This is a genomic window from Microbacterium natoriense, assembly GCF_030816295.1.
GTDB classification, from domain to species: Bacteria; Actinomycetota; Actinomycetes; order Actinomycetales; family Microbacteriaceae; genus Microbacterium; species Microbacterium natoriense_A.
The window spans coordinates 881,210-907,692 of sequence record NZ_JAUSXV010000001.1 but is presented as its reverse complement, the minus strand read 5'-3'; the positions used below and the strand labels follow the sequence as shown (position 1 = coordinate 907,692).

The window sequence follows — 26,483 nt, the reverse complement described above, 5'->3', positions numbered from 1 at the left end:
ACTCACAGGATCGCGGTGAGCACTCCCCCGTCTGCGCGCAGTGCAGCGCCGTTCGTCGCCGAGGAGAGCGGACTCGCCAGGTACGTGACGAGGTGGGCGATCTCGGTCGGATCGATGAATCGCTCAAGCAACGTGGTCTGGTTCTGACCGATGATGGCCTGCTTCATCGCCTCCGCAGGCAGGGACTGAGATTCGGCGACTGCGGCGATCGAAGCCGCCACTCCGTCCGAGTACGTGGGCCCGCCGAGCACAGTGTTGACAGTGACCGCCGTGCCCCGCGTGAGCTTCGCCAAGCCGTTGCCGACCGCGAGCATCGCCGCCTTCGTCATGCCGTAGTGGATCATGTCTGCCGGCACGTTGACGCCGGACTCGCTGCTGATGAAGACGATGCGGCCCCAGCCGCGCTCCCGCATCGCGGTCAGTACCGCGCGGGACAGGCGGACACCGCTCATCACGTTGACCTCGAAGTATCGCGCCCAGTCGTCATCCGTGATCGATTCGAATTCGGCGAGACCGAAGAGGCCGACATTGTTCACGAGGATGTCGATGTCTCCGATCGCCTCCGCGAGGACCTCGACGTCGGCTGCCTTCGAGAAGTCGGCGGCGCACCCCGATACGCGAGCGTCGGGGCACTCCGATCGCAGGCGCTCGACGGCACCCTCGACTCGTCGCGCATCACGCCCGTTGAGCGTCACCGCCGCCCCCTCCGCGGCGAGCGCTGCCGCGATGGCGTATCCGATTCCCTGAGTCGAGCCGCTGATGAACGCCCTCTTGTCCTGCAACTGCAGATCCACTACTACTCCTCGCCGGCGCCTGTTCAGCGCAGTTTCACTTGCTTAGGCAAGTCACACTACGAGATTCAACTTTCCTGAGCAAGTCAAGTTCGTGCGACGTGAGGTAGAGTGGTGGCATGCCCGAGTCCGCGATCGACGAGCCTCTGAGCCCCGACGAGCTGGAGACGTGGGCTTCGGTGGCGACGCTGCTCGAACGGCTCCCGACCGCGCTGGACGCCCAATTGCAGCGCGACAGTGGACTCACCCATTTCGAGCACGGCATCATGTTCGCGCTCGACTCTGCCCCGCATCGCTCCCTGCGTCTCAGCATCCTCGCGGGCTATGCCAGCTGCACTCTCTCCAGGCTGTCGCGTGCCGTCTCCCGGCTCGAGGCGAAAGGATGGGTGCAGCGGAGGACCGATCCGACCGACGGTCGATTCACCTTGGGCGAGCTCACTCCGGCCGGACACGACAAGATCGTGGAATCGACGCCCGCACACCATGCACTCGTGCGCCAGTTGGTCTTCAGCAGCGTGACGACCGCCCAGGCGCGCCAGCTCTCCACCATCAGCCGGAGGATCTCAGCGAGGATCAGCGCGGACGAGGGATGGGCACCCGCGACGCAGCCCACGGACTGATCGTCAAGGGAGCCGGCTGACGGAGCTCCTGCTGCCGATGCGGGCACGAGGTGAGAGCCCCCGCCCGACCGCAGAGCGATCAGCCGCGCATGGCGACGCCGCGGCGCCAGTACCCCATGAACGCGACCTGCGCGCGGTCGATGCCGAGATCCTTCACGAGGTGCCGACGCAGAGTCGTCACGACGCCGCTCTCCCCCGCGATCCAGAAGTACCGCTCCACCGACGCCGATGCGGGCGCGATCTCCTCGCCGAGTCCCGAGTAGTCGGGAGTCTCCCAGAGCAGATCCTCGCCCTCGAGATCGCGCACCTCGATCGCCGCATCGACGTCACCGAGGTAGGCGAGCACGGCCGGGATGAGGGCGGAGCCGTGCGGGGCATCGGCGAGGCGCGGCAGCCAGGTCACCTCGACCCCGGCGGGCGCCTCGATGTCGAGGACGTCGGATGCTGTCGGCACCTCGATGAACGCGGTGCCGCGCAGGTCACGCGGAGCATCTTCGAGGATGCGGGCGATGGCCGGAGCCGCCGTCTCGTCTCCTGCGAGCAGCACCGATCGGGCCGCGCCCGGTGCGTACTCGGCGCCTCCGTGCTCAGCGGCGGGGACTCCTCGGCGAGGTCCCACGATGAACACGGGCTGGCCGACCTGCGCGGTGCTCGCCCACAGCGACGCGGGTCCGGTGAGGCCCGGCTGCAGGTGCAGCACGAAGTCGACGACCAGTTCGGTGCCGGCATCCGCCGTTCTGAGCTCGCGCACCGAGTAGGTGCGCATCGATCCGCGCTCCTCCTCGGGCACCGCGAGATACGAGCCCCACCAGTCGTCGGACTCCCGGTCGATCGCGGGGATCGCGTAGGGCTCGGGCGGGAAGACGATCTTGATGCGGGCATCGAAGACGTCGCCGACAGTGCCGAACTCGTCGAGGTCTTCTCCGCCGAAAGTGACGCGGACGAAGTTCGGCGACAGCCTCTCGACGGCCCGGACCTCGGTGAGCGCGAGCACGTAGGTCGGGCGGGCCTTGGTGGTGGTCTCAGCGGACATGGTGCCTCCCGATAGGTGTGACCAGCGGCTTTCCTGAGACCGGGTCTGTGGTGACGTGGTTGGCGAGGCCGAAGACCTCCTCGACCAGTTCTGCGGTGACGACGTCGCTCGGGGCGCCGGCGGCGTGCACCCGGCCGTTCTTCATCGCGACGATCTCGTCGGCATAGCGCGCGGCCAGGTTCAGATCGTGCAGCACCATCACGATCGTGGTGCCGCGGGCGACGCTGAGGTCGGTGAGAAGATCGAGGACCTCGACCTGGTGTGCGACGTCGAGGAACGTGGTCGGTTCGTCGAGCAGCAGGATGTCGGTCTCCTGCGCCAGGGCCATCGCGATCCAGACGCGCTGACGCTGCCCTCCCGAGAGCTCGTCGACGCTGCGATCGGCCAGATCCGTCGTGCCGGTCGCGGCGAGTGCGTCGGCGACCACCTCGTAGTCGTGCGCCGTCCAGCGCGAGAGCATCTTCTGGTGCGGATGCCGCCCCCGGCCCACCAGATCGGCGACCGCGATGCCCTCCGGGGCGACCGGCGACTGCGGCAGCAGGCCGAGCACGCGCGCGACCTCCTTGCTCGGACGCGCATGCACCGACTTGCCGTCGAGCACGATCTGACCGGCGGTCGGCGACAGCAGTCGAGCCAGCGACCTCAGCAGCGTCGACTTGCCGCACCCGTTCGCACCCACGATCGTCGTGATGCGGCCGGGCGCGATCTTCAGGTCGAGCCCGTCGATGACCGTACGCGTCGCCGTAGGCGAGAGTGACGGCCTCGGCCGTCAGAGTATGCGCCTCGGTCACAGAGAGCCTCCCGAGCGATTGGTGCGGATGAGCAGGTAGATGAGATACGGAGCGCCGAGCACGCCGGTGATGACGCCGACCGGGTAGCGCTCGCCGAACGCGAACTGGCCGATCAGGTCGCCCCCGAGCACGAGCACCGCGCCGACGAGGGCGCTCGGCAGCAGCAGGTTCGCGCCGGGGCCGGTGAGGCGGGCGGCGATGGGCCCCGCCATGAAGGCGACGAACGCGATCGGTCCGGTCGCGGCGGTCGCGAAGGCGAGCAGCGCGACGGCGCCCAGGATGAACAGGATGCGGGTGAGGTTCACCCGCACCCCGAGACCGGATGCCGAGTCGTCGCCGAGCTGCATGGCTCCGAGCCCTCGCCCCTGCAGCAGCATCACGGGCACGACGACCCCGGCCGCGATCGCGAGAGGGATCACCCGCTCCCATGACGCGTTGTTGAGGCTTCCGGTGAGCCACTGCATCGCCGTCTGGATGTCCCAGTTCGCGGCGCGGGAGAGCACGTAGGAGATCACGCTCTGCAGCATCGCCGCGATCCCGATGCCGATCAGGATCAGACGCGTGCCGGCGAAACCGTTCTTGCTCGAGAGGATGTAGATGAGGGCGGCCGTCACCAGGGCGCCGACCAGGGCGAGCGCAGAGACGACGGGGCCGTTCAGCGACAGCACGACGATGCCGATCACGGCCGCGGCGCCCGCGCCGTCGGAGATCCCGATGATGTCAGGCGAGGCCAGCGGGTTGCGCAGCAGCGTCTGGAAGCAGACACCCGCGATGCCGAACGCGAGGCCTGCGAGCACGGCGAGCACGGCTCGCGGCAGTCGCAGCTCGCCGACGGTGAAGGAGGCCCCGGGAACGGTCTGGCCCGCGATCACGCGGAACACCTCGTCGGGTGCGTAGAAGGTGTTGCCGAACATGAGCGCGCCGAGGAAGAGGATCACCAGCACGACGCCGAGCATGATCGAGGCGATCGCGTGACGGCGCTGCCGTGCCCTGCGACCGGCGATGATGGCCGCGACGCGGTCACGGTCACGGACGCCGCCGATGCCCTGGGCCTCTCGAGCCCTGGGTCCCTGAGTCGGGCCCACGCGCCCCGGAGGCTCCGGGTAGCGCGGAGCGATGCCTGGAGTGGTGCGCGGGGATCGAAGGGTCACAGCTCGCGCACCTTCTGCCGACGCACGATCCAGATGAAGAACGGAGCGCCGATCACCGCGGTCACGATGCCGACCTGGATCTCCTCGGAGGACGGCGCGATGGTCCGGCCCACGATGTCGCTCGCCAGCAGCAGCGCGGCGCCTGCGAGAGCCGAGAAGGGCAGCAGCCAGCGGTGATCGGTTCCGATCAGCATCCGGCATACGTGCGGGATGACGAGTCCGACGAACCCGATCGGTCCGGCGACGGCGGTCGCGGCGCCCGCCAGGATGACCGCTCCCAACGCGGAGACGAGCCGGGTGCGGAACACGTGCTCGCCGAGGCCGGCGGCCATGTCGTCGCCGAGGGCGAGGGAGTTCATGCCGCGAGAGCTCGCGAAGCAGATGAGCGCGCCGATCGCGAGCACCGGTGCGGTGACGGCGATGCGCGGCCATTCCGCGCCACCCACCCCGCCGACCTGCCACGACTGGAACGACTGCAGCAGATCGACTCGAGGCAGCATGATCGCGCTGATGAGAGAGGCGAAGGCGGCGGAGGTCGCCGCCCCCGCGAGCGCCAGCTTCAGCGGAGTCGCACCCCCGCGTCCGAGAGAGCCGACCGTGTAGACGAAGGTGGCGGCGAGCGCGGCGCCGCCGATGGCGAGCGCCATCTGCCCGTAGGCGTCGGTGAGGCCCAGGAAGGCGATGCCGGCGGCCACCGCGAGAGCGGCGCCGCTGGAGACACCGAGGATTCCGGGGTCGGCGATGGGGTTGCGGGTGACCGCCTGCATGGTCGCACCGGCGAGAGCGAGCGCCGAGCCGACGAGGATCGCGAGCACCGTGCGGGGGACGCGCTTGATGATCGCCGCCTGCGCGATCGTGTCGTCATGCCCGGAGAGCGCCGAGACGATGTCGGCGAGCGACACGGCGCGCACGCCGAAGGACACCGAGAGGATGCTCAGCAGGGCGATCAGGCCGACCCCTGCGAGAAGCCAGAGGGTGCGCACCGCGACCGGGCGCCGCAGACGTGCGGCGCCCGGTGCGAATGCTGTCGCAGCGGTCACTGCCCGGTTCAGCCGGCGAGCGGAGCGGCCAGCGCAGCCAGGTAGTCGTCGAGGCCCCAGCCGATCGACAGCGGCGAAGGGTTGGCGGAGGCCGCGAGCGGGGTGGCTTCGCCCAGTGTCGCGATGCGGCCCTCGGCGATCGCGGGGATCTTCGACAGCAGCGGGTCGGCCTGCAGCACGGGGATGACCGACTCGTCGCCGTACACCACGAAGACGTCGACGTCGCTGAACTTGTCGGCTTCCTCCGAGCTCACCGCCTGGTAGAACTCGGTGCTGTCGGCGCTCTCCTCCACGATCGCGGGGAAAGGCAGGCCGAGGTTGTCGTGCAGGTAACCGGGACGGGTGTCGATCGCGTTGTAGAAGCCGATCTGGCTGAGGTCGGACGGGTCGATGTACGAGAACAGCAGCTTCTTGTCGGCCAGCACGCTGTGCGCGGCGAGCGCGGCATCCGCCTCTGCCTGCAGGTCGTCGATCAGCTTCTCACCCGACGTCGACAGGCCGATCGCCTTCGAGTTCATCGCGATCATGTCGTCGATCGACGTTCCCCACTTGACATCTGGATAGGCCACGACCGGTGCGATCTTGGACAGCGTGTCGTACTCCTCCTGCGAGAGGCCGGAGTAGGAGGCGAGGATCACGTCGGGCTTGGTGTCGGCGACGGCCTCGAAGTCGATGCCGTCGGTCTCATCGAACAGCACTGGAGTGTCACCGCCGAGTTCGTCGAGCTTGTCCTCGACCCAGGGCAGGATTCCGTCGCCGTCGTCGTCTCCCCAGGTGACCTTCGCCATGCCGACCGGCACGATCCCGAGAGCGAGCGGCACTTCCTGGTTGGACCAGGCAACGGTCGCGACCCGCTCGGGCTGCTTCTGGATCGTGGTCTCGCCGTAGACGTGCTCGATCGTGACGGGGAACGTGCCGTCGGGCACGACGCCTGCGGTCTCGGAGGCCGATGCCGCACCGGCTGCATCGCTGTCGGCGGACGGGGTCGCGCAGGCGCTGAGGCTGAGGGCGAGAGCTGCGGCTGCGCCGAGCGCGAGGACACGGGAGATACGCACGAGCGTTCCCTTCGGGTTCTTGAGTCAGGGGGACGTGGCGCGACGCTGCACCGAGGCTTTGGTAAGCCTGGCCTAACCTAACACACGGGCCTTAGGTGACCCTAACCCTGTTGCTCGACCCTCTGGAGATCGCGGGCGGATGACGCCCGAGCCGACCGGGCGTTCGCACACGATTCGGATCGTGCGACATCCCTCCCGGAAACGCAGAACCGGCCGGACCCCGAAGGGTCCGGCCGGTCAGGAAGTCAGCGCGCGCTCAGAGAGCGCGGATGTTCGCCGCCTGCATGCCCTTGGGGCCACGCTCAGCGTCGAATTCGACCTTCTGGTTCTCGCGGAGCTCCTTGAAACCGGAGCCGGCGATTGCCGAGTAGTGGGCGAAGAGGTCGTCCGAGCCGTCATCAGGAGCGATGAAGCCGAAGCCCTTCTCCGCGTTGAACCATTTCACAGTGCCAGTGGCCATGTGTTTCTACTTTCTGTTGAAATGACCGCTTTCGCGATCTGCACCGTGTCGGAACTTTCGACACGCGTACTCGGTCACCGTACCACGGCTGGCTGACAACGAGAACATCGGTGTCCTCATCCGACGAGACGAACGCCGTCGTCGGTCCGAGGAGCACTCCGCTCGACAGCTGTTCGCTGCGCCGCGACGGCGGCTTCGGTGCGCGTGCTGACACCGAGTTTGCGCAGCACGGCGGAGACGTGCACGCTCACGGTCTTCACGCTGATGAACAGCCGCTCGCCGATCTGCCGATTGCTGAGGCCCTCGGCGATCAGATCCAGCACCTGGCGTTCGCGGGCGGTGAGCGCATCGGCATCCGACGATTCGTGCGCGCCGAGCCCGGCGGATGCCATGAACCCGCTGACTTCGCGACGGAGCTGCTCGTGACCGATGCGCTCCGCGTGCACGGCGGCCTCTGCCAGCAGCCGACCCGCCGTCGCCCTGTCGCCCTCCCGCACCCGCAAGCGGGCGAGTTCCAGGCGCAGGACCGAGCGGAACGTGACCGGTACGTCGTCGCCGTCGGCGACGGACAGCGCCGCTTCGAGCCGCTGCACGGTCGGGTCGAGCAGTGCGAAGAGGATGCTCTCCCAAGTGTCGCCCTGAAGCTGCGGATGCTGGGCCCGCCATGCGGCGCGGATCGCCTCGACCGCCTGAGCGACCTCGACCCCCTGCGCGCGCAGCTGGGCGATGATCCATCCCGACTGCAGCAGCAGCCGGCGCTGGTGGAGCAGCCGCGGGCCTTCGTCGGCGAGCATCTGCACGATCGCTGCGAGCGCGCCCTCGAGATCGCCGCTGCTCTCGGCCACCGCCACCGTCATCACGACGATGTCGTACCAGATCTGACGTTCGACGGTCCCCGTCTCACGGAATGCCGGCAGCGATTCCCGCAGGAGCTCGGCGGCCTCCTCGTGCCTCCCGCGCCACGACAGCAGCCGCACGCGCGTCATGGTCGTGTACATGCGGAACACCCGCAGCGTGTTCTGCGAGAGCTCGCGTGCGAGCATCTCCTCCACGCGCTCGATCTCGCCGAGTTCGAGCAGTGGGACCGCCATGTTCTGAGTCATCACCGACCCCGAGGTGCGCTCGACGCCGAATCGACGCGAGCGCGCCAGCCCGTCTTCCGCGAGCGCGACGGCCTCGCGATAGCGGCCGAGCAGGGTCAGCAGGTCGGAGTAGTTGACGCGATACCGCAGATCGGCCGTCGACCCTCTGGCGAGCGCGCGCGCCTGCTCGTACTCTCGGATGCCCTCGGCGAGGTCTCCCCGGTGGGCGCGAGAGGCCGCACGCACGTTGGCCGCGATGGACGACTCGTCGTCCGAACCGGCGCGAGCGGCGAATGCACCTGCTTCGACGCCCAGCTCATAGGACCGATCGAGCTCGCCGGCGATCATGTATCGGCTGGCGAGGTTGTTGAGAACAGTGGCGCGCAGGCGGTCGTCGTCGACGCGTTCGTCGAGGATCGCCAGAGACTCGTGCAGCAGCGGGATGGCGCCTGGACGGCCGAGGTTCATCGTGTAGTAGGCCTTGTCGCGCAGCAGGCGGGCGTGCAGGCGCGGGTCGACGGTCGCCGGGTCGAGTTCGGACAGAGCAAGCGTCACCACGGCGAGCGCACGTTCGCCGTCGCCGGCGTTGCGCAGGATCGACCCCAGGACGAGCAGCAGATCGAGTCGGGCGATGCCGGCGGCATGCTCGGGATCGGACACCTGCGACCACACTCCGAGCGCGAGCTCTCCGAAGCGCGCGGCGCTGGCGAACGCGAAGCGCGCCTTCGCATGGAGCATCGCGTCGACCGCCGCGGACAGGGCCTTGCGGTCGTCCTGTGCGAGCTGCCAGTGATAGGCGAGGGCTGCCGCGTCGGCGGAGTCGCTGCCGTCGCACAGCGCTTCGAGGGTCTCGGCGTACGTGCGGTGCAGGCGAGAGCGCTCGCCGGGCAGCAGGTCGTCGTGAACCGCCTCTCGCAGCAGCGCGTGCCGGAACCGGTAGCCGTCGTCGATGACGACGAGGATGCCGCTGCGCGTAGCCTCACGCATGGCTTCGTCGAGCCGCTCATCCGCGAAGCCGACGAGCCGCTCGAGCAGCGGATGCGTGAGCGGACGCTCTGCGCCCGACGCGACCTGCACGACCCTTCGGGCGTCGTCGCCGAGTCGATCGAACCGGGCGAGCAGGAGATCGCGGAGCCCGTCGGGGATCGGAGCCGTGGAGCAGCAGGCGATCTCCTCGACGAAGAACGGCACCCCTTCGGCACGGTCGTAGATGCGCTCGAGCGCGCCCTGGCTGAGGGCGTGCCCGGTCACCTGCTCGGCGATCTCGCGCACGGCGTCGATGTCGAGCCGCTCGAGGGCCTCGCGCTCGAGCAGGCGCGCCCGAGTGGCCTCGCCGATGAAGCGGCTCACGGCGTCGCCGCGGCGCACATCGTCGGATCGAGAGGTCAGCAGCAGCATGATGCGCCCCCGGCCCAGTGCACGGAGCAGGAAAGACAGGATGGCCAGCGTGGACTCGTCGGCCCAGTGCAGGTCTTCGACCACGAGGACCTGCGGAGCACGCTCGGCGGCGCACTCGATCAGGCTCGCGATCGCGTCGCGCAGGCGCTCGGGACTGGTGCTCGCACGATCGGCCTGAGGGGCGAGATCGGGGAGCAGCATGGCCAGCGCATCGACACCCGAACCGACGGCGTCGCGGACTCTATCGTCGCCGAGGGTCTGCACGATCGACCGCAGGATGCCGGTGAGGGGACCGTAGGGCGAACGAGCCGCGCCGAGGTCGAGGCACCAGCCGACATGGATGTCGGCGCGATTCGCGATGTCGTCGGCGAACTCGCGCAGCAATCGGGACTTGCCGATGCCCGCCTCGCCCTCGATCAGCAGCGCAGTGGGCGTTCCTTCGCTCGCACGCTCGAACAGCGCGTGCGCGCGAGCGAGGTCGGAGTCGCGACCGACCATCGGAGCGCTGGGCGCGAACGGAGGCATGCTCTCATCGTGCCACCCCGCGCCGACATCGGGGGTCTGCGGCGTGGTCGGTCCCGTGGCGACGGATGCTGCGGCTCGCGTCGACCGCGCGACAGCGGTCCCGCGAACGGCGTCGGTCGCGGGAACGATGTCGGTCGCGGGAACGACCCCGTTCGCGGGCAAGGCAGCCAGGGTCAACGGGCGACGGCCGGTTCGCACGGTGTCTGCCGCTGCGCGGCACGACCGCTGCGGCGTCCGAACGCGGCGCCGATGCGGCGCAGCATCCGTCCGATCGGACCCTCCGGCCTGGCCACGATCTGATCCGAGTGCTCGGCGATGAAGCGCTGCAGCTCGGCTCGGCGCGCCAGCTCGTCCTGCTCGAAACGGGTGTACTGGTAATACGGGTGCTCGTACATGGGGTTCTCCTTCTCCGGTACCCCTACATTCCGCTCTGAGGCGGCCCGCCGGCATCCGACACCTTCCCTATCTCTCGCGCGCTGGCTCCCTATCTGCGCGTCGACTGCACGTGAACTCGCCGAGTGCACGGCAGATCGGTGCCGACGTGTCGTGCACTCGGCGACAGGCCGTGCACTCGACCCCGCACGCTGGTGCAGCGATCAGAGACGCAGGACATTCATGCGGGCGGAGGGACGCGATTGCGACGGCGCGAGCACCGCGAGCACGCGCACGAGCGTCAGCATCCACAGCATCCCGAGCCCGATCACGATCACCTCGAGCGCCGTGACCCCGAACAGCCCGATGGCGAAGCACAGCATGACCGAGACTCCGACGAGGGCGATCAGCCCGATCGTCGTGATCACCAGCGCTCGGGGCGAACCGGGGAACACCCGTGCCGTCGTGACGGCCGCCAGCACGAAGAGCGCGAGCGCGCCGAGGGCGACGATGTTGTGCGCGACAGGCACCCGCTCGAGCGGCAGGAGGCCGATCGCGGCGAGCGCCGCGCCCGTGAGCGCCCAGAGCACGACGATCGGCGCGATACGGGGCAGAGCGTCGTCGCCCAGCATCCGGTGCAGATCTCGGCCGACGTACGAGCCCACGGTGGCGATGATGAGACCGGCGACGACGAGCGTGCCGTTGAACGCCCACGCGCCCGCTCCTCCACCGAGTGTCGAGAAGTTGTGCTCCCACCAACGGGGGTCGGCGGCCGTCGACATCGCGAACAGAGTGCCGAGGGCGAGGAATCCGAACAGGATGCCGGCGAGATCCGCCGTACGCAGGCCGATCCCTGCACCGTATGCGAAGCGCCCTCCCACGGCGGCGACGACCCCCGCCAGCACGCCGCCGCCCACCGCTCCCAGCTGCAACCCCTGCAGACCGATGGCGAGGATCTGCAGGGCGAGCAGCGCTCCCATCGCGGTGATCGCGGCGAACACGACCGTCAGAGCGATCGCCGACAGGTTCGAGATCACGCTCTGCCACCGGGGCATCGGCACTGTCTCGCCCCTGTGATGCCGCACGGTGCTGACGACGAAGGCGGATGCCGCGACCACTCCACCCACGGCGGCCACCGGGATCGCGAGCGACTGCGGCCCCGTCAGCGGCCGCGGGTCGCCGATGAGCAGCAGGATGCCGGTCACGGCGCCCAGGACGAACGACCCGACCGTCGCCCAGACGGCCTCGGTCTCGTTCTGCAGTCGCCCCGCCTGCTGCTCCCGGTCGTCCATGCCTCCCATCGAAGCATGCCCGGAGTTCTCCGACCAGCGCGCTCTCTCCGTCCCGCCTGCAGGCTCAGATTCCGTCCGCAGGTCGAAAGCCGGGTTCTGGGCATGCAGACGGAAGCTGAGCCGACGGACGGGACGCGCCGGGGCGGATGCCGCCGCCCGAGTACCGTTGAGCCATGCGCATTCCCGCCGCGATCCGCGCCTCCAGGCGCTCTCCGCTGCTGCAGGTCGTGAAGTCGGCTGCGGCGACGATCGCGGCCTGGCTGCTCGCCGGCTGGGTGGTGCCTGGTCAACTGCCGGTGTTCGCGGCGATCGCAGCCCTGCTCGTCGTGCAGCCGAGCGTGAACCAGTCTCTGTCGAAGGCACTCGAGCGCAGCATCGGCGTGATCGTCGGGGTCGTCATCGCGGTGTCCCTGGGACTCCTGCTCGGCACGCCGAGCTGGATCGTGCTGCTCGCGATCGTGGTGGCGATGCTCATCGCCTGGGTGTTCCGCGCGACCCCGGGCACCGGCAACCAGGTCGCGATCTCGGCGATGCTGGTGCTGGCGCTGGGCTCGACACCCGACTACGCCTTGGCGCGCATCGTCGAGACCCTGATCGGCGTCGTCATCGGCATCGTCGTGAACGCGCTGATCGTGCCGCCGGTTCTCACTGGCCCCGCCCGGCGCGACCTCGGGCTGCTCGGCGCCGAACTGGCCGCGAGCCTCGATCGTCTCGCCGCCGCGCTCCCCGAACCGCAGACGCCGCAGCGCCTGCAGGAGCTGATGGTCGAGGTGCGTCTGCTGCGCCCGATGAAGGATGCCGCCGCGGCATCCATCGCGGCCGGAGAGGAGTCGCTCACGCTCAACCCTCGGCGCTCGGCGCACCGCGAAGATCTGCGCGAGATGCGCGCGCTCCTCGAGCGGCTGTCGCCGATCGTCACGCAGACGATCGGCATGACCCGCGCCTATTTCGACCACTACGACGACTCGATCGGGCTGGAGCCCGCCGTCACCGCGATCGCCGAGCAGCTTCGCCGCGCCGGCCACGACGTCCGCCTCGCGGTGCAGATCGCCGACGTCGCCCCCGAACCCGACACTCTCACCTCGGTGATCCCGGCCCTGACCGCGCCGCTCGTGGTGAAGCCTCCGGCATCCGGTCATTGGATCCTGATCGGATCGCTCATGGAGGATCTGCGGCGCATCCGCGGTGAGCTCGTCGACGAAGACTGAGCCCGACAGCGCTCAGCGGCGCTTGTCGTCGTACATGGCCGCGTCGGCGCGGGCGATGACGGACGCAGCCGTGTCGTCCGGGCGCACCTGGGCGACACCCCACGACCACGGATGCGGCGTGAACTCGCGCAGCCTGATCATCAATGCGCGCGCCTCGTCGGCATCCGTCTCGGGCATGAGCATGGCGAACTCGTCGCCGCCCAGCCGCCCGACGAGGTCGGTCGAGCGAGACAGCGACATCCAGTGCGACGAGACCGCGCGCAGCACGTAGTCGCCGGCGGCGTGGCCGGCCTCGTCGTTCACGTCCTTGAACTTGTCGAGATCGAGCACCGCGACGCTGAGCGGGCGATCGTGACGCACCGCGCGACGGATCTCGGCCGTGATCTTCGCCTCGAAACCGCGGCGGTTGAGCACACCGGTCAGCTCGTCGGAGTGCGATTCGAGACGGATGCGGTGACGCATGAAGATCCCCGCCTCGAGACACATCCACGTGAACAGTCCGGCGGCGAGCATGTTGACCGGTCCGAGAAGCGCGCCGACACCCGTGAAGGATCCGAACCCGGTCGCGGCCCCCACCGACACGAGGATCAACAGGACGCCGACGCGCGCGATCCTGGCCCCGTAGAACCATGAGAAGTACATGGCCATGATCGGCAGCTCCTGGAACGCCGCGATCGCGTTCTGCCTCTCATCCGAGAACCCGAGGTAGTAGATCGACACCAGCACGTGAGCGGCGACCAGCGCGAACCCGACCCACGGTCGCAGTTCGACGCCGAAGAACGCGACCATCGCGAACACCACGAAGCACGCGAGGGTGGTCCCCCCGGACAACGCCCGCTCGAACACGGTCAGGTCGTCTTCGGACAGCTCGAAGATCCCGAGCGCTCCGAAGTAGAGCAGCAGAGTCGCCGTGACGACCGAGAACGTCGACGTGCGCTCTCTGATCGAGCGAAGCCAGCCGAAGCGCAACCAGCGGAGATCCTCCGCGTCGGATGCTCTGATGTCCTGAACGACCATGCATCCTCCCCAGGTGCGCGCCTCTCGTCCAGCCTACTCGGAGCGCTCACGCCGCGGGGTATAAGGTGAACCGTGACAAGTCGCGGGCGCGCAGACGCTGCAGGGATCCTCGCCGAGTTCCCCCGCGCGAACATCGTCTTCCAGACGATCGTGAACCTCCGAGAATGGCGCGTCGTGGGGTTCGAGGCGCTCGCCCGCTTCGAAGACGGGGCGCCTCCGCCCCTCCACCTCGACCGGGCCGGATCGATGGGCATCAGAGCAGAGCTCGAGCTTCTCCTGATCGAGCAGGCGATCGAGGCGATGAGCGAGCTTCCCGCCGGGATGTCGGTCACCTTCAACGCCTCCGGGGCGACGATGCTGCGCCCGGAGCTGGCCGACATGCTGCGGGATCTCACCCGCCCGTGGGGGCTGGAGATCTACGAGGGCGCCACGACAGCCGACCTGAGCGCCGTCCGCGAGAGGGTGACCAGCCTCGGCGGCAGCCTTCTCGTCGACGACGCGGGCGCTGTGTGTGCTGACGAGGGACGGATCGCGGTTCTCCAACCGGACGTCGTGAAGATCGATCGCGCACTGTTCTGGCAGGTCGCCGACGACGACGACGCGAAGACCCGGCTCGCCGCCCTTCTGGCCGCGGCCCGCTCCGCCGGAGCGAGCGTGCTGGTCGAGGGCGTGTCCGATGCGGAGCAGGTAGAGCGTGCACGCGAGCTCGGCTCGGACTACGCCCAGGGCTACCATCTCGGCTACCCCGCCTCGGCCTCTCAGATCGGCGAGCTGCTCGCCGATCTACACCGGAGCATCGGGGTGGATGCTCCTGGTCTCTGACCTCCTGCTCGCGCCGCTGTACGAGCGGCGCAGGCGGAACTTCGGGATGATCTTGATCACACCGAGCACGACGTAGATCAGGGTGTTGATCGCGACGAACGTCGCCAGCACGCTGAACCACTCGGTCTGCAGCCATGCCTCGGGCAGCAGGATGCCGGTTCCGACCATCATGAGGAGACCTCCTTCGCGGCGTCGGCTGGCGCCCCGCCGTGATCCACGTGCTTCCAGGTGGCCCTGCGGCCGAAGGCGATCTCGAACACGCCCTTGAGGAATGCGAGGTTCAGGAAGCAGTCGTAGATCAGCTCGGGGAAGATGAGCACGGCGACGAGGCGCGCTCGCCAGCCGCCCTTCCACGCCGTCACGGTGCGCTCGATCGCGAACAGCACACCGATGCCGAGCCAGAACGGGAACCACACCCAGGTGTCCATCGCGAGGATCATGAGCAGGATCAGCGCGAAGTAGCTGAACAGCGCCAGCACGCCGTAGCCGATCGCGATCTGCTGCGCCCAGTACCGCAGCGTCTGCGGGGTCAACCCGTACTCGCCGAGATTCTCGAGAGCGCCGCGCTGCCAGCGCAGGCGCTGAGCCCACAGCATCCGCCACCCCGGCATCAGCTCGGTGACGACCGTGCACGCGACAGGTGAGATCGTCAGGGCCCCGAGCGACTTGAGCGCGATCGTGAGCTCGTTGTCCTCGGTGAGGGCGAAGGTGTCGTACACCTCGCCTTTGATGCCCGGGAGTTGGCTGCCGCGCGCCTCGGCGACCGCGCGCAGGGCTGAGGCGCGGAACACGGATGCCGTGCCGGTGAGCACGAACACGCGCCCCTTCCTGCGGCGGATCTCCCGCTGGTAGCGGATGTACTCGTTGCGCTGGAACTGACCGAGCAGCCCGTGCCCGTCTTCGCCCTCGAACAGTCCGCCCACGGCCATCAGCGCACGGTCTTCGGTGAACCGCCGGATCGCCTCGGTGAGGAAGTCGTCGCCGATCTGGCTGTCGGCGTCCATCACCATCACGGTGTCGTTGTCGCCGAGCGTCGGCAGCAGGTCCTGCAGCGCCTGGTTCAGCGCGCCGCCCTTCTTGTGCGTGTTGCCGACCGTCTGGAAGACGTCGACGCCGTGTTCCTTGGCGACCTGCACCGTGCGGTCGGTGCAGTTGTCTGCCACGACGAGGATGCGATCGGGCGGTGTGCTCTGCTGCATGAGCGAGACGAGGGTCGCGGGGATCGACTTCTCCTCGTTGTGAGCCGGGATCAGGACCGTCACGGTCGCCTCGCCCGCGAACACGCCGCGCGTGCGCTCCATCACCGTGCGCGGCGCGAGAGTGAGTTTGGTGACCTCGGTGCCGGCCTTGCGATAGCGGCTGGCGACTACGCGTTCGCTGATCACCACGAAGAGCACCATCAGCAGCGCAAGCCCGAGAGCCGCCGCCATGACCCCGAGGTTCGGCAGCTCGGCGCTGTACATCAGCTGCCAGATGCCGGCGAGCGTCAGATGCACCGGGTCCCACAGGGCCGGCGGATCGGTGACGACGATGCCCCAGACCAGCAGCCCCGCGCCCAGAAGCACGATGAAGATCACCGCCAGTCCGACGGACCTCTGAAAGAACCTGTTCACTGCGAACCCCTCCACATGACGCTTATGCGCCCTCCCTCACACGCAACCCTCCCACGTCTCGTGCGGGCGGCCGTTCGAATCGCGCAGGTCAGGCTATTCATGCGCAGAAAAGCCGTCCATGCGACCCGAGACGAATAGCCTGGACGGATGACGCTCGAAGAAGCCCTGGCCGAGCTCGCCGCGCTCGAGGACCCGAAGGTGCGGGCGGCGAACGAGAAGCGCGGCGACGATCACGGCATGAACCTCGCCAGGCTCCGAACGCTGGCGAAGAAGATCAAGACCTCACCCGAGCTGGCTCGAGAGCTGTGGGCGACCGGTGAGACACCGGCACGGCTGCTGGCTCTGCTGATCTGCTCTCCGCGGCAGTTCGAGGCATCCGATCTCGACGAGATGCTTCGCGAACCGCAGCCGCCCAAGGTCAACGACTGGTTCGTGAACTACGTGCTGAAGAAGACGCCGCTCGCCGAAGAGCTGCGCGAGGGATGGATGGGCGATCGGGACGACACCGTCGCTGCGGCGGGCTGGTCGCTGACGTCGGTGCGCGTCGCGAAGTCTCCCACGGGGCTCGACCTCGACGCCCTTCTCGACGAGATCGAGCGGGACATGAAAGATTCTCCATCACGCAAGCAGTGGGCCATGAACGAGACGCTCGCGACCATCGGCATCCACCACCCGGGCCTGAGGGCCAGGGCTCTCGACATCGGCGAGCGCCTGCAGGTGCTCGCCGACTATCCGACCGCGCCCGGCTGCACCTCGCCGTTCGCACCCGCGTGGATCGGCGAGATCGTGCGTCGCCAGGGCTGAGCCGAGGCGCTCACGGGGTGTCGCCGACCGCGTGCGGCCGGGGCACGGCGAGCATCGCTCCGGTGTCGGTGAACTCCTGCTGGATCTCTTCGTTGTGCTTGTAGGTGAGCAGGCTGACCACGATCGCCGCCACGAACGCGAGCACGAACGCGGGGAGCAGTTCGTACAGCCCGGTGTTCAGCGCCTTCCAGATGAACACCGTCGCAGCGCCGACGAACATGCCGGCGAGCGCGCCCCAGTTGGTGAGCTTGCGCCAGAACAGGCTCAGCAGGATGATCGGGCCGAACGCGGCGCCGAAGCCCGCCCAGGCGAACGACACGAGTCCGAGGATCGAGTCGTTCGGGCTGATCGCGAGGACGATCGCCACGATCGCGACGACGAGCACCGCGAGCCGCCCCATCAGCACGAGCCGCTTCTGCGAGGGAGGCGTCTTGCGCGCCACCTTGTAGAGGTCTTCGACGAGGGCGGACGAGCACACCACGAGCTGGCTCGAGACCGTGCTCATGATCGCCGCGAGCACAGCGGCGAGAACGAGGCCGGCCACGAACGGATGCAGGAGAGTCTGCGACATCAGCAGCACGACCGTCTCGGGATTGTCGAGCTCGATGCCGCGCTGCGCCATGTACGCGATGCCGACGAGGCCCGACACGACGGCGCCCAGCATCGACACCACCATCCACGAGATGCCGATGCGGCGAGCGCTCTTCGCCTCCTGCGGGGTGCGCAACGCCATGAAGCGCACGATGATGTGCGGCTGACCGAAGTAGCCGAGCCCCCAGGCCAGCGCCGACACGATCGCGAGGATCGTCCCGCCGGTGACGGCGGTGCCCCCGAGCAGCGAGAGGTGTCCGGCACCCGCGGTGTCGGCGATGAGCGTGCTCGTCTCGCCCAGTCCGCCGATCGCGATCACGGCCGCGACCGGGACCACGACGAGCGCGATGACCATCATCAGGCCCTGGACGACATCCGTGAGAGACGCACCGAGGAATCCGCCGAACAGCGTGTACAGCAGCGTGATCGCGCCGACCAGGAGCATCCCGAACATGTAGTCGCCGTTGAAGGAGCTCTCGAAGAAGACACCGGCGGCGACCATGCCCGAGGAGATGTAGAGCGTGAAGAAGACCAGGATGATGAGGCCTGAGGCCACCCGGAGCGAGCGGGTCGAGTCGCGGAGACGGTTCTCGAAGTAGCTCGGAATCGTGATCGAGTTGCGCGAGACCTCGGTGTACGCCCGTAGGCGGGGCGCGACCAGACGCCAGTTCAGGTAGGCGCCGATCGTGAGACCGATCGCGATCCACGCCTCGATGAGACCTGCGGCGTAGATGGCGCCGGGAAGGCCCATCACCAGCCACCCCGACATGTCGGCCGCACCCGCGCTGATCGCCGCGACCCACGGCGGCAGGTTGCGCCCGCCGAGCATGTAGTCCTCGTGATCGTCCGTGCGCTTGAACGCGATGTAGCCGATGAGGAGCATCCCGGCGAAGTACACGCCGAGCGCCACGTACATGAAGATCTGATCGGACATCGTCGTCCCTCCTGTGCGGCGCAGGTCACCGCATCCGTGCTCCGATGGTGTCAGAGACGGATGCCGGCGCCAACCCTCTGCGCGGCGCGGCGTGCACAGGCGCTGGCTACGCTGAGGCCATGAGCACGCACATCGCCGCAGAGCCCGGCCAGATCGCCCCCATCGTCCTCTTCCCCGGTGACCCGCTGCGGGCCCGGTGGATCGCGGAGACGTTCCTCGAGGACGCCGAGCTGTACACGCAGACGCGGGGGATGCTGGGCTTCACCGGCACCTGGAACGGCCACCGGGTCTCGGTGCAGGGCTCTGGCATGGGCCAGCCGTCGATGGCGATCTACGCGAACGAGCTGTTCGACTCCTACGATGTGCAGACCATCGTCAGGGTCGGCTCATGCGGCGCGCTGACGGAGAAGCTGAAGGTGCGCGACATCATCATCGCCAACGGCGCATGCACCGACTCGGGCATCAACCGCGTGCGGTTCCACGGACTCGACTACGCCCCCGTCGCCGACTTCCCGCTACTGCGGGCCGCGGTCGAGGCGAGCGAGTCCGAACCGCTCGAGTCCGCCGTGCACGTGGGACTGCTGTTCTCGAGCGACCAGTTCTACAGCACACGACCCGAGCTGACCGAGCCGTTCGTGCAGCACGGGGTGCTCGGCGTCGAGATGGAGACGAGCGGGCTCTACACACTCGCGGCGTACTACGGCCGACGGGCGCTGAGCATCTGCACCGTCTCCGATCACATCATCACCGGCGAGGAGACGACCGCGCAGGAGCGCGAGCAGACCTTCGGCGACATGATCCGCATCGCCCTGCAGGCGGCGACAGCGGTCTGAGCTGCACACCCCTTCCGCTCTCGCGGTTCACGCCGAGGTCAGGACGGATGCCGGCACGGAACCGGGCATAAGGGATGATCGAAGGATGCTCCTCGACCACACCTCCCTGCCTGACGGCTCCGATGCGGATGCCGTCTATCTGGCGTTCGTCGAGTGGGCGGAGGCCACGGGCATCAGCCTGTACGCGGCACAGGACGAAGCGGTCATCGAGATCGTCTCCGGCAACAACCTCATCCTGTCGACCCCTACCGGCACCGGAAAGTCGCTCGTGGCCGTCGCCGCGCACTTCGCCGCGATGATCGACGGCCGCCGCAGCTACTACACCGCTCCGATCAAGGCGCTCGTGAGCGAGAAGTTCTTCGCGCTCGTCGACATCTTCGGAGCAGCGAACGTGGGCATGATCACGGGGGATTCGTCCGTGAACGCCGACGCTCCGATCATCTGCTGCACCGCCGAGATCCTCGCGAACCTGGCGCTGCGCAAGGGCGCGGATGCCGATGTGGGCCAGGTCGTGATGGACGAGTTCCACTTCTACGCCGACCCCGATCGCGGCTGGGCGTGGCAGGTGCCGCTGCTCGAGCTGACGCGGGCGCAGTTCATCCTCATGTCGGCCACACTCGGCGACGTCACCGAACTCGCCGCCGACCTCACGCGGCGCACCGGGCGGGACACGGCATCCGTCACGGGCGTCGAACGCCCGGTGCCCCTGCACTACTTCTACGAGCTCACGCCGATCCACGAGACCGTCGAAGACCTGCTGCGCACCGGCCAGGCGCCGATCTACGTCGTGCACTTCTCGCAGGCCGCCGCCATGGAGCGCGCGCAGGCGCTGTCGAGCACGAAGATCGCCACGCGCGAGCAGCGCGATCAGATCGCGGCGCTGATCGCAGAGTTCCGGTTCACCACCGCCTTCGGCAAGACGCTCTCGCGATTCCTGCGCGCGGGCATCGGCGTGCATCACGCGGGCATGCTGCCGAAGTACCGGCGACTGGTCGAACAGCTCGCCCAGCGCGGGCTGCTGCGGGTCATCTGCGGCACCGACACGCTTGGCGTCGGCATCAACGTGCCGATCCGCACGGTGCTGCTCACGGCGCTGACGAAGTTCGACGGCACGCGGATGCGTCAGCTCAACGCGCGGGAGTTCCACCAGATCGCCGGGCGAGCGGGCCGCGCGGGCTACGACACCGCCGGCACCGTGGTCGCGCAGGCTCCAGAGCACGAGACCGAGAACGCGGCGGCCATCAAGAAGGCCGGCGACGACCCCAAGAAGAAGCGCAAACTGATCCGCAAGAAGGCCCCTGACGGCTTCGTGTCGTGGGGCGAGCCGTCGTTCCGCAAGCTGATCGATGCGGTGCCCGAGACCCTCACCTCGCACATGCAGATCACCAGCGCGATGATGCTCAACGTGATCGCCCGCGGCGGCGACGTGTTCGGCAACATGCGCTCGCTCATCTACGACAACCACGAGCCGCGTGCGCGTCAGCGCGAACTCGCCCTGCGGGCGCTCGGCATCTACCGCACTCTTCTCGAATCCGGGGTCGTGGAGCAGGTTCCGGTCGTTGAGCGAGCGAGCGGAGCGACCGAGACGAAACGCTTCGAGATCCGCCTCACGGTCGACCTGCAGCCGAACTTCGCGCTGAACCAGCCGCTGTCGCCGTTCGCTCTGGCGGCCTTCGATCTGCTCGATCCCGACTCGGCCGGATTCGCCCTCGACATGGTCTCGATCGTCGAGTCGACCCTCGACGATCCGCGCGCGGTGCTGGGCCAGCAGGAGTTCCTCGCCCGCGGCGAGGCCGTGGCCGAGATGAAGCGCGAGGGCATCGAGTACGACGAGCGCATGGAGCTGCTCGAGCAGATCACCTATCCGAAGCCCCTCGACGAGCTGCTCGGCGCGGCGTTCGAGACCTTCAGCGCCGCCCAGCCCTGGATCCGCGACTTCGAACTGCACCCCAAGTCGGTCGTGCGCGACATGTACGAGCGGGCCATGTCGTTCGGGGAATATGTCGCGTACTACAAGATCGCCCGCTCCGAGGGCGTGGTGCTGCGCTACCTCTCCGACGCGTATCGGGCCGCCTCGCAGACGATCCCTGAAGAACTCAAGAACGACGATCTGCGCGACCTCATCGAATGGCTGGGCGAACTCGTGCGTCAGGTCGACTCGAGCCTCCTCGACGAATGGGAGGAGCTCGTGTCGGGAGCTGGGTCCCTGCCCTTCGACAAGCTCAGGGACCCAGCGCGTTCCGACGAGCCGATCGTCCCGCCCGCCCCCAAGCGCCTCACGTCCAACGTGCGCGCGTTCCGCATCCTGGTGCGCAACGAGCTGTTCCGCCGCGTGCAGCTCGCCGCCCGCGAGGACGTGGATGCTCTCGCCGATCTCGATCCGTCGTTCGGGGCCGCGGGGTGGGATGCCGCGCTCGACGCGTACTTCGCCGAGCACGACGAGATCCTCACAGGTCCCGACGCCCGCAGCTCGCAGCTGCTGCTGATCACCCAGGGCGCCACCGCGTGGACCGTGCATCAGATCATCGACGACCCCGCCGGCGATCACGACTGGCGCATCTCGGCGACCGTCGACCTCGCTGCATCCGATGAGGAGGGTGCCGCGATCGTCACCGTGACGGGAGTCGGGCAGCTGTGACCCTCCGGCTCGCGTAGCGGTCCGGGCCGAGCGAGCGCGTAGCACTGCCGAAACACGGCGGGACTAGCGTGAAGGCCAGCCCCGACCAGGAGGAGTCCGACAATGCAACTCGCCACCGCTTTCGCGGCTTCCTTGCCTGACTGGCTGATCGACGAGCTTCCCGATGTGCCTCGGCGGCTGCCCTCCGTCGAAGAGCGGATGCGGCTCGTCAACGACCTCGCCGATCGCAACTGGCGAGCCGGCAACGGCGGGCCGTTCGCCGCGATCGTCGTCGACGAGGCGAGCGGAGAGCTCGTGTCGGTCGGGGTCAACGTCGTGCTGAGCTCCGGCCTGACCGCCGCTCACGCCGAGGTCACGGCATTGAGCCTGGCGCAGCGGGCGCTCGGCCGCTGGGATCTCGGCGCCGACGGCGCCGACCTCTCGCTGATCGTCAACTGGCGGCCGTGCGTGCAGTGCTACGGCGCGACGATGTGGAGCGGCGTCCGCTCGCTCGTCGTCGCCGGCGAGGGCGCTCTGCTCGAAGAACTCACCGGATTCGACGAGGGACCGGTCGTCGAGGACTGGGCGCAGCAGTTCGAGGACCGCGGCATCCGCGTGACCATCGGCGTCGGTCATGACGATGCCGTCGCGGTGTACCGCGCCTACGGCGCGAGCGATTCCGTCGTCTACAACGCGCGGGGAGCAGTCGAGTAGACGCTCCCTCTACACGCTCTTCTGCGAATGCATGCCCATGCGCGCGAGCACGACGTCTTCAGCGATCTGGACGACGTTGTATAGGACGAGAGAAGCCGCGGTGACGGCGACGACCGACGCCCAGAGGGCGGTGAACTGCGCCTGCGGCACGAATCCACCGATGGACCCGCCGATGCCGCCGCCGACGGCGAGCCACTCTGCGAGCAGCGCCCCCGTGATGGCGCCGGGCACCGAGATGCGCACGGCGGCGAAGAACGCCGGCAGCGAGGAGGGCATCGCGACCTTGCGGAGCTTCGACCAGGCTCCGCCGCCGTAGACCTCGACGAGGTCGTTCATCTGCGGCGGGGCCGACCTGAACCCCAGGGAGATGTTCACGAGCGCCGGGAACAGCACGACGATGCCTCCGATGACCGCGATCGTCAGCCAGCCGCGCTGGAAGATCATGATGATGACCGGCGCCATCGCGATGAGCGGCACCGACCGCAGCAGCATCGCGAGCGGCATCAGCGCGTGCTCGATCCCCTTGCTGAGCTGGAACACTCCTGCGCCGATGACGGCGACCACCAGGCCGGCGACGAACCCGATGAACGCATGACCGAGAGTCACGGCGAGGTTGCCCGCGATGAGCGCGCGATTGGCCTCCGCGGCCGGCACGGTGACGAAGAAGTTCCACACGTCGACAGGCCCTTTGGCGATGAGCGGCGAGATGCGGAAGATCGCCAGCACCCCCACCCAGAGCACGACGACGGTCACGAGAGTGAGCGCGAACGTCAGCAGACTCCCGCCCAGGGCGCTGAGCACCCCGCGCGCAGCCGCGCGGCGGACGTCTCGGCTCAAATCGCTGCGATCCGGCGAGGCCCGCTGCTGCTCCTGAGCTGCGGTCAGCGTGGTCATGCTGCTCCTTTCGACCACGGCGCGACGGCGCGCGCAATGGCTCCGACCAGGGCGAAGCCGACGAGCGCGACAGCCCCGCTGGCGAGCGCGAGAGCCCACACCACGGGGGCGTTCGAACCCTGCTGGGCCAGAGTCATGGCGATGCCGACGCCGGTCTCGATCTTGCCGAAGAACTCCCCGAGCACGGCACCGAGGAAGGCGGCGGGGACGGCGATCTGCAGGGCGCCGAGAATCGCCGGCAGCGCCGCGATGAGACGCACTTTGACCAGCTGCGCGAGACGGCCCCCGCCGTACACTGCGATCAGGTCGAGGCTCGTGCGATCGGCCGATTTCAACCCCAGAAGCGCCCCCACGACCGTGGTGAAGAACACCGAGAGCGCGGCGAGCAGCACGGCCGTACCGCTGGGCTCGCCAGGCTTGGGGAACGGGATCATCACGATGGCCAGCATCCCCACCGCGACGATCGGGATGCAGTAGGTGATGATCGCGAGCTGCATGGCGACACCCTCGAGGCGGGGGACGACGAGCACGATGCCCGCGAGGATCAACGCGATGCCGTTGCCCCAGAGGTACCCGATCCCGGCCTCTGCCAACGTGACCGAGAAGTTGCGCCAGTAGAACTCCCAGCCGCTCTCGGCGTAACTCGCCACGACCTCGAACGGTGTGGGGATCGGGCGCGCACCGGTCGGCGCGACGTACACCGCAGCGATCACCCACCACAGGATGATGATTCCGACGCCGCCGATGAGTCCGGCGAGCCAGGCGGGAAGCGCGATGCTCTGCCACCGCACCGGCCGGCCTCGTCGAAGCGCGCCAGGCGCGCCCCCGCGCTGCGACTCGGCCGAGCCGTCCGCCTGCACCCTCTCAGTGGTGGTCATCCGCGGCGGCTCCTCCCTCGCCGAACAGCAGTTCGGACGCCTCGTCCACATACGCGTGGAACTCGGGGGTCCGCAGCATCTCGGGTGTCCGCGGACGCGGCAGGTCGATCTTGAGCACCTTCTTGACGCGACCGGGTCGCGGGCTCATCACCGCTACGTAGTCCGAGAGGAAGATCGCCTCCGAGATGCCGTGCGTGACCAGCAGGGTCGTCGCGGGCTTCTCGGTCCAGATGCGCAGCAGTTCGAGATTGAGCTTCTGCCGGGTCATGTCGTCCAGCGCGCCGAACGGCTCGTCGAACAGCAGCACCTCCGGCTTGAGGATCAGCGATCGGGCGATCGAGACGCGCTGTCGCATACCGCCCGAGAGCTGCGAGGGCTTGGCCTTCTCGAAGCCCTGAAGACCTACGAGCGCGATCATCTCCGCGACGTAGTCCTTGTCGACCGGGAGCCCCGCGATCTCGAACGGCAACCGGATGTTGCTGACCACGCTGCGCCACGGAAGCAGCGCCGAGTCCTGGAACGCGATGCCGAGCCCGCTCTCGGCGCGGAGCTCCTTCGGGCTCTTGCCGTCGACGCGGGTCGTGCCGCTGGTCGGGGTCTCGAGGCCCGCGAGGATCCGCAGGATCGTGGACTTGCCGCATCCCGACGGTCCCAGCAGCGACAGGAACGAACCCTGCTCGGTGTGCAGATTCGCGTCGGCCAGCGCGGCGACGCTCTTGCGCCCTGAGGCGAACACCTTGTTCAATCCCGAGATCTGCAGTCCGGTTCCCAGGACATCGCCCTGAGAACCGGACTGCACGGCATCCGTCGTGAGGATCGGCTGCGTCATGGTCGAGCTCCGATCAGCCCGCGTATGCGATCAGCTCGGGGTTCTCCTTGTAGACCTCATCCAGGAGCGACATGTCGAACAGATCCGACGCCTTCAGCGTGATGCCGGCACCGGCCAGGCTCTTGATCGTCTCCTTCTGGAGGGCGTCCGAGATCGTGAACAGGCCGTTCTCGGCCGTCTCGTCCGAGACCACGAGCTGCTCGGCCTGCACGGTCGCGCCGGCGATGGAGTTGTCGAGGTTGAGGTCGAGGTCCTTGCCGTATTCGCTCACGGCGAGGTCCGCCCCGGCAGCGGGATCGTTCACGGCGTCCGTCCAGCCCTTGATCTCTGCGACCAGGAAGGCCTTGAGCTTCTCGCGGTCGTTCTTGATCGCGTCATCTGTCACCGTCACGGTCTCGGCGACGAACGGCAGGCCGTTGTCGGCGAACGGGAGGTTCGTGACCTCGGTGCCGGAGGCCGCGACCGTGATCGACTCGTTCGTGAGATAGGCGATGAAACCGTCGACCTCGCCGCTGATCAGGGGCGCCGGGTCGTACTGGACCGGCACGATGGTCAGCTCGGACTCGTCGATGCCGTTGGCTGCGAGCAGAGCCTTGAACAGCGCGCTGTTGGAGTCCTGCACGCCGATCTTCTTGCCGATCAGATCCTTCGGCGTGGCGATGTCGGCGCCGCCCGCCAGCGACAGCACGGTGAACGGGTTCTTCTGATAGGTCGTGGCGATGATCTTGAGCGGAGCGCCTTCTGATGCCACGACCGAACCGATCGAGACGGCATCCGAGAGCGCGACATCCGCACTGCCGGAGATGAGCTCCGCCGCGCCGGTCGAAGGTCCGGGCACCAGAGTCACCGTGCCGAGTCCGGCGTCGGTGTAATAGCCCTTCGAGTCCGCGAAGAACTCACCCGAGAACTCCTCGTTCTTCACCCAGCTGAGCTGGACGGTCAGGTCTCCGAGACCGGCATCCGAGTCCGCCGAGGAGCCGGCCGTAGCCGGGTCTGCGCCTGATGCGCACCCCGCGAGCGCAGTGGCGGCGATGGTCGCAGCAAAGGCCGCGGAGAGGACGCGCAACGCGCGCCGAGAGAGAAGTGAGGTCATGTGCTGTGCTCCAGGGTGCAGACGAT

24 protein-coding genes and 1 pseudogene are annotated in these 26,483 nt (G+C 68.3%); 7 read left to right on the top strand and 18 right to left on the bottom strand.

What is annotated here, in order from left to right; translation table 11 throughout:
- Window positions 1–2 precede the first annotated feature (2 nt).
- The gene (locus QFZ53_RS04340; protein ID WP_307293953.1) at window positions 3–794 is read right to left on the bottom strand and encodes an SDR family NAD(P)-dependent oxidoreductase; all 792 of its coding nucleotides are present in this window, start codon (window positions 792–794) and stop codon (window positions 3–5) included.
- A gap of 116 nt (window positions 795–910) precedes the next feature.
- Between QFZ53_RS04340 and QFZ53_RS04335 the strand changes: the two genes are divergently transcribed.
- Window positions 911–1,411, top strand: a complete 501-nt coding sequence (locus QFZ53_RS04335) for a MarR family winged helix-turn-helix transcriptional regulator (RefSeq protein WP_307293951.1) — start codon at window positions 911–913, stop codon at window positions 1,409–1,411.
- A gap of 79 nt (window positions 1,412–1,490) precedes the next feature.
- Here the strand turns inward: QFZ53_RS04335 and QFZ53_RS04330 are convergent, their stop codons facing one another.
- From QFZ53_RS04330 to QFZ53_RS04290, 9 genes and pseudogenes are all read right to left on the bottom strand, one after another.
- On the bottom strand, window positions 1,491–2,444 hold the full coding sequence (locus tag QFZ53_RS04330) for a siderophore-interacting protein (RefSeq protein WP_307293949.1): 954 nt from the start codon (window positions 2,442–2,444) through the stop codon (window positions 1,491–1,493).
- A pseudogene (locus tag QFZ53_RS04325) lies at window positions 2,434–3,235 on the bottom strand (ABC transporter ATP-binding protein). Before QFZ53_RS04325 ends, QFZ53_RS04330 begins: the two are co-directional and overlap by 11 nt.
- Window positions 3,232–4,278: a FecCD family ABC transporter permease gene (locus QFZ53_RS04320; protein ID WP_373426316.1), complete on the bottom strand. Its 1,047-nt coding sequence runs from the start codon at window positions 4,276–4,278 to the stop codon at window positions 3,232–3,234. Before QFZ53_RS04320 ends, QFZ53_RS04325 begins: the two are co-directional and overlap by 4 nt.
- Before the next feature lie 104 nt (window positions 4,279–4,382).
- The gene (locus QFZ53_RS04315) at window positions 4,383–5,426 is read right to left on the bottom strand and encodes a FecCD family ABC transporter permease (protein ID WP_307293947.1); all 1,044 of its coding nucleotides are present in this window, start codon (window positions 5,424–5,426) and stop codon (window positions 4,383–4,385) included.
- 8 nt (window positions 5,427–5,434) lie between these two features.
- Window positions 5,435–6,481, bottom strand: coding sequence for an ABC transporter substrate-binding protein (locus QFZ53_RS04310; RefSeq protein WP_292910653.1), 1,047 nt, complete (start codon window positions 6,479–6,481; stop codon window positions 5,435–5,437).
- A gap of 256 nt (window positions 6,482–6,737) precedes the next feature.
- Window positions 6,738–6,941 (bottom strand): cold-shock protein, encoded by a 204-nt coding sequence (locus QFZ53_RS04305; RefSeq protein WP_017831237.1) that lies wholly within the window; start codon window positions 6,939–6,941, stop codon window positions 6,738–6,740.
- A 116-nt stretch (window positions 6,942–7,057) separates the two neighbouring features.
- Window positions 7,058–10,108, bottom strand: coding sequence for a helix-turn-helix transcriptional regulator (locus QFZ53_RS04300; protein WP_307293896.1), 3,051 nt, complete (start codon window positions 10,106–10,108; stop codon window positions 7,058–7,060).
- An 11-nt stretch (window positions 10,109–10,119) separates the two neighbouring features.
- Window positions 10,120–10,341, bottom strand: coding sequence for a hypothetical protein (locus QFZ53_RS04295; RefSeq protein ID WP_307293893.1), 222 nt, complete (start codon window positions 10,339–10,341; stop codon window positions 10,120–10,122).
- 201 nt (window positions 10,342–10,542) lie between these two features.
- Window positions 10,543–11,610 carry a DUF998 domain-containing protein gene (locus QFZ53_RS04290; protein WP_307293891.1) on the bottom strand — a complete coding sequence of 356 codons (1,068 nt, stop codon included), beginning with the start codon at window positions 11,608–11,610 and terminating at the stop codon, window positions 10,543–10,545.
- A gap of 173 nt (window positions 11,611–11,783) precedes the next feature.
- Here QFZ53_RS04290 and QFZ53_RS04285 point away from each other — a divergent pair, with 173 nt between their 5' ends.
- Window positions 11,784–12,818 (top strand): FUSC family protein, encoded by a 1,035-nt coding sequence (locus QFZ53_RS04285; RefSeq protein ID WP_307293888.1) that lies wholly within the window; start codon window positions 11,784–11,786, stop codon window positions 12,816–12,818.
- 12 nt (window positions 12,819–12,830) lie between these two features.
- Here the strand turns inward: QFZ53_RS04285 and QFZ53_RS04280 are convergent, their stop codons facing one another.
- Window positions 12,831–13,835 carry a GGDEF domain-containing protein gene (locus tag QFZ53_RS04280; RefSeq protein WP_307293885.1) on the bottom strand — a complete coding sequence of 335 codons (1,005 nt, stop codon included), beginning with the start codon at window positions 13,833–13,835 and terminating at the stop codon, window positions 12,831–12,833.
- A gap of 72 nt (window positions 13,836–13,907) precedes the next feature.
- Between QFZ53_RS04280 and QFZ53_RS04275 the strand changes: the two genes are divergently transcribed.
- Entirely contained in the window at window positions 13,908–14,657 is a 750-nt protein-coding gene (locus tag QFZ53_RS04275) for an EAL domain-containing protein (RefSeq protein ID WP_292910535.1), read from the top strand.
- On the opposite strand, the gene QFZ53_RS04270 is transcribed toward QFZ53_RS04275, so the two are convergent.
- Window positions 14,619–14,828 (bottom strand): hypothetical protein, encoded by a 210-nt coding sequence (locus tag QFZ53_RS04270; protein WP_307293883.1) that lies wholly within the window; start codon window positions 14,826–14,828, stop codon window positions 14,619–14,621. The genes QFZ53_RS04275 and QFZ53_RS04270 overlap by 39 nt on opposite strands.
- On the bottom strand, window positions 14,825–16,270 hold the full coding sequence (locus tag QFZ53_RS04265) for a glycosyltransferase family 2 protein (protein ID WP_307293881.1): 1,446 nt from the start codon (window positions 16,268–16,270) through the stop codon (window positions 14,825–14,827). The genes QFZ53_RS04270 and QFZ53_RS04265 overlap by 4 nt, the downstream gene beginning before the upstream one ends.
- 147 nt (window positions 16,271–16,417) lie before the next feature.
- Between QFZ53_RS04265 and QFZ53_RS04260 the strand changes: the two genes are divergently transcribed.
- Window positions 16,418–17,074 carry a DNA alkylation repair protein gene (locus QFZ53_RS04260; protein ID WP_307293879.1) on the top strand — a complete coding sequence of 219 codons (657 nt, stop codon included), beginning with the start codon at window positions 16,418–16,420 and terminating at the stop codon, window positions 17,072–17,074.
- A gap of 10 nt (window positions 17,075–17,084) precedes the next feature.
- Here QFZ53_RS04260 and putP read toward each other — a convergent pair whose 3' ends face one another.
- Window positions 17,085–18,599, bottom strand: coding sequence for a sodium/proline symporter PutP (putP, locus tag QFZ53_RS04255; protein ID WP_307293877.1), 1,515 nt, complete (start codon window positions 18,597–18,599; stop codon window positions 17,085–17,087).
- 119 nt (window positions 18,600–18,718) lie between these two features.
- Between putP and deoD the strand changes: the two genes are divergently transcribed.
- The 3 genes from deoD to QFZ53_RS04240 all read left to right on the top strand — a co-directional run bounded on the left by deoD (window position 18,719) and on the right by QFZ53_RS04240 (window position 22,763).
- Window positions 18,719–19,432: a purine-nucleoside phosphorylase gene (gene deoD, locus QFZ53_RS04250; RefSeq protein WP_292910545.1), complete on the top strand. Its 714-nt coding sequence runs from the start codon at window positions 18,719–18,721 to the stop codon at window positions 19,430–19,432.
- 85 nt (window positions 19,433–19,517) lie between these two features.
- Entirely contained in the window at window positions 19,518–22,070 is a 2,553-nt protein-coding gene (locus tag QFZ53_RS04245; RefSeq protein WP_307293874.1) for a DEAD/DEAH box helicase, read from the top strand.
- Window positions 22,071–22,172: 102 nt separating this feature from the next.
- On the top strand, window positions 22,173–22,763 hold the full coding sequence (locus QFZ53_RS04240; protein ID WP_307293871.1) for a nucleoside deaminase: 591 nt from the start codon (window positions 22,173–22,175) through the stop codon (window positions 22,761–22,763).
- A gap of 9 nt (window positions 22,764–22,772) precedes the next feature.
- Here QFZ53_RS04240 and QFZ53_RS04235 read toward each other — a convergent pair whose 3' ends face one another.
- The 4 genes from QFZ53_RS04235 to QFZ53_RS04220 are packed head-to-tail and all read right to left on the bottom strand — an operon-like array spanning window position 22,773 to window position 26,457.
- A complete protein-coding gene (locus QFZ53_RS04235; protein ID WP_307293868.1) occupies window positions 22,773–23,657 on the bottom strand; it encodes an ABC transporter permease in 885 nt (294 codons plus the stop codon).
- Entirely contained in the window at window positions 23,654–24,535 is an 882-nt protein-coding gene (locus QFZ53_RS04230; protein ID WP_307293865.1) for an ABC transporter permease, read from the bottom strand. Before QFZ53_RS04230 ends, QFZ53_RS04235 begins: the two co-directional genes overlap by 4 nt.
- On the bottom strand, window positions 24,522–25,364 hold the full coding sequence (locus QFZ53_RS04225) for an ABC transporter ATP-binding protein (protein ID WP_307293863.1): 843 nt from the start codon (window positions 25,362–25,364) through the stop codon (window positions 24,522–24,524). The genes QFZ53_RS04230 and QFZ53_RS04225 overlap by 14 nt, the downstream gene beginning before the upstream one ends.
- 13 nt (window positions 25,365–25,377) lie before the next feature.
- On the bottom strand, window positions 25,378–26,457 hold the full coding sequence (locus QFZ53_RS04220) for an ABC transporter substrate-binding protein (protein WP_307293861.1): 1,080 nt from the start codon (window positions 26,455–26,457) through the stop codon (window positions 25,378–25,380).
- Window positions 26,458–26,483 lie beyond the last annotated feature (26 nt).